General features: G+C 54.6%; 1 rRNA gene. It reads left to right on the top strand.

Annotation, left to right across the window (positions count from 1 at the left end):
• Positions 1–179: 179 nt before the first annotated feature.
• Positions 180–3,011, top strand: a 23S ribosomal RNA gene (locus tag ACOHWE_RS19995).
• Positions 3,012–3,095 lie beyond the last annotated feature (84 nt).

The following is a 3,095-nucleotide window of genomic DNA, read 5'->3' on the forward strand; positions in this document are numbered from 1 at the left end:
CGGTTTCAATTCCGCAAGGTTTTGAAACCAAGTCCGCTTCACCGACATGAAGCGGGCGGGAAAGTATGCTTTTGGTTCAGAAGAAAAGATACGGTTTCTTACCAGCTTCCGTGTCGTGACAGCGTGCTCAAGCAGCCGAATAGGCGGCAGCACAAAATACACTGTCTTTTTCTGGATCAAATCAAGCGCGAGAAGGGCGTTTGGTGGATGCCTTGGCAGTAAGAGGCGATGAAAGACGTGATACCCTGCGATAAGCTTGGGGGAGCCGGGAATAGGCTTTGATCCCAAGATCTCTGAATGGGGGAACCCACCTGAAAGTTCGTTATTGTTGCCCTCGGGCAATCAATAATGGGCTTAACCAGGTACTTATGGACTGAATACATAGGTCTATAAGAGCAAACCCGGGGAACTGAAACATCTAAGTACCCGGAGGAAAGGACATCAATAGAGACTCCGTTAGTAGCGGCGAGCGAACGCGGACCAGCCGAGCCTGATGAGTGACCAGAATGCGTTGGGAAACGCAGCCAGAGCGGGTGACAGCCCCGTATGGGAAGCTCTGAGGGACGTATCAAGTAGGGCGGGACACGTGAAATCCTGTTCGAAGACCGGAGGACCACCTCCGAAGGCTAAGTACTCCTTACTGACCGATAGCGAACCAGTACCGTGAGGGAAAGGTGAAAAGCACCCCGGCGAGGGGAGTGAAACAGTACCTGAAACCGAACGCCTACAATCAGTTGGAGGCCCCTTGAGGGCTGACAGCGTACCTTTTGTATAATGGGTCATCGACTTGGTCTCACGAGCAAGCTTAAGCCGCTAGGCGGAGGCGCAGCGAAAGCGAGTCTTAATAGGGCGCATGAGTTCGTGGGATCAGACCCGAAACCGAGTGATCTAGGCATGGCCAGGCTGAAGATGCGGTAACACGCATTGGAGGGCCGAACCCACATCTGTTGAAAAAGATCGGGATGAGCTGTGCCTAGGGGTGAAAGGCCAATCAAACTCGGAGATAGCTGGTTCTCTGCGAAATCTATTTAGGTAGAGCGTCATCCGAATACCCCGGGGGGTAGAGCACTGGATGGGTAATGGGGCCCCACAGGCTTACTGATCCTAACCAAACTCCGAATACCCGGGAGTAGTAGATGGCAGACACACGGCGGATGCTAACGTCCGTCGTGGAGAGGGAAACAACCCTGACCTCCGGCTAAGGCCCCCAATTCATGGCTAAGTGGGAAAGCAGGTGAGACGTCCAAAACAACCAGGAGGTTGGCTTAGAAGCAGCCATCCTTTAAAGATAGCGTAACAGCTCACTGGTCTAATCAAGATGTCTTGCGGCGAAGATGTAACGGGGCTCAAGCCATGAGCCGAAGCCGAGGATGCACATAGTGCATGGTAGCAGAGCGTAGTGTGACATAGCTCCAATCCTCTTTAGTGTTCTTCGGAACACCTTGGAGGATACGGAGCTTTCGATGAAGCGGGCCTGTGAGGGATCCCGTGGAGAGATCACTAGCGAGAATGATGACATGAGTAGCGACAAAGAGTGTGAGAGACACTCTCGCCGAAAGTCCAAGGGTTCCTGCTTAAAGCTAATCTGAGCAGGGTAAGCCGGCCCCTAAGCCGAGGCCGAAAGGCGTAGGCGATGGGAACCAGGTTAATATTCCTGGGCCAGGAGGATGTGACGGATTGTGACTGTAGTTCGCCCTTATCGGATTGGGCGGGCTGCTGATCAGTCCCTGGAAATAGCCCTCCATCAGACCGTACCCTAAACCGACACAGGTGGACTGGTAGAGAATACCAAGGCGCTTGAGAGAACGATGTTGAAGGAACTCGGCAAAATACCTCCGTAAGTTCGCGAGAAGGAGGCCCGGGTTCAAGGCAACTTGGATCCGGGGGCACAAACCAGGGGGTGGCGACTGTTTATTAAAAACACAGGGCTCTGCGAAGCCGCAAGGCGACGTATAGGGTCTGACGCCTGCCCGGTGCCTGAAGGTTAAAAGGAGGGGTGAGAGCTCCGAATTGAAGCCCAGGTAAACGGCGGCCGTAACTATAACGGTCCTAAGGTAGCGAAATTCCTTGTCGGGTAAGTTCCGACCTGCACGAATGGCGTAACGACTTCCCCGCTGTCTCCAACATCGACTCAGCGAAATTGAATTGCCTGTCAAGATGCAGGCTTCCCGCGGTTAGACGGAAAGACCCCGTGCACCTTTACTACAGCTTCGCACTGGCATCAGGATTGTGATGTGCAGGATAGGTGGTAGGCATCGAAACGGGAACGCCAGTTCCCGTGGAGCCTCCCTTGAGATACCACCCTTCGCACTCTTGATGTCTAACCGCGGTCCGTCATCCGGATCCGGGACCCTGCGTGGCGGGTAGTTTGACTGGGGCGGTCGCCTCCTAAAGAGTAACGGAGGCGCGCGAAGGTTGGCTCAGAGCGGTCGGAAATCGCTCGTTGAGTGCAATGGCAGAAGCCAGCCTGACTGCAAGACTGACAAGTCGAGCAGAGACGAAAGTCGGCCATAGTGATCCGGTGGTCCCGCGTGGAAGGGCCATCGCTCAACGGATAAAAGGTACGCCGGGGATAACAGGCTGATACTGCCCAAGAGTCCATATCGACGGCAGTGTTTGGCACCTCGATGTCGGCTCATCTCATCCTGGGGCTGGAGCAGGTCCCAAGGGTACGGCTGTTCGCCGTTTAAAGAGGTACGTGAGCTGGGTTTAGAACGTCGTGAGACAGTTCGGTCCCTATCTGCCGTGGGTGTAGGATACTTGAGAGGAGTTGCCCCTAGTACGAGAGGACCGGGGTGAACGATCCACTGGTGGACCTGTTGTTGCGCCAGCAGCAGTGCAGGGTAGCTATGATCGGACAGGATAACCGCTGAAGGCATCTAAGCGGGAAGCCCCCCTCAAAACAAGGTATCCCTGAGGGCCGTGGAAGACCACCACGCCGATAGGCCGGAGGTGTAAGCGCAGCAATGCGTTCAGCTGACCGGTACTAATCGCCCGACAGGCTTGATTTGATCCAGTAACAGACAGTGTCTGCCTCAAGTAGCGCTCCGCGCGGTAGGCAAACAAACATGTTACTCGATAAACCAAGAGCATAC

Origin of the sequence: Cribrihabitans neustonicus (genome assembly GCF_048820895.1) — a bacterium.
GTDB lineage: Bacteria > Pseudomonadota > Alphaproteobacteria > Rhodobacterales > Rhodobacteraceae > Cribrihabitans_A > Cribrihabitans_A neustonicus.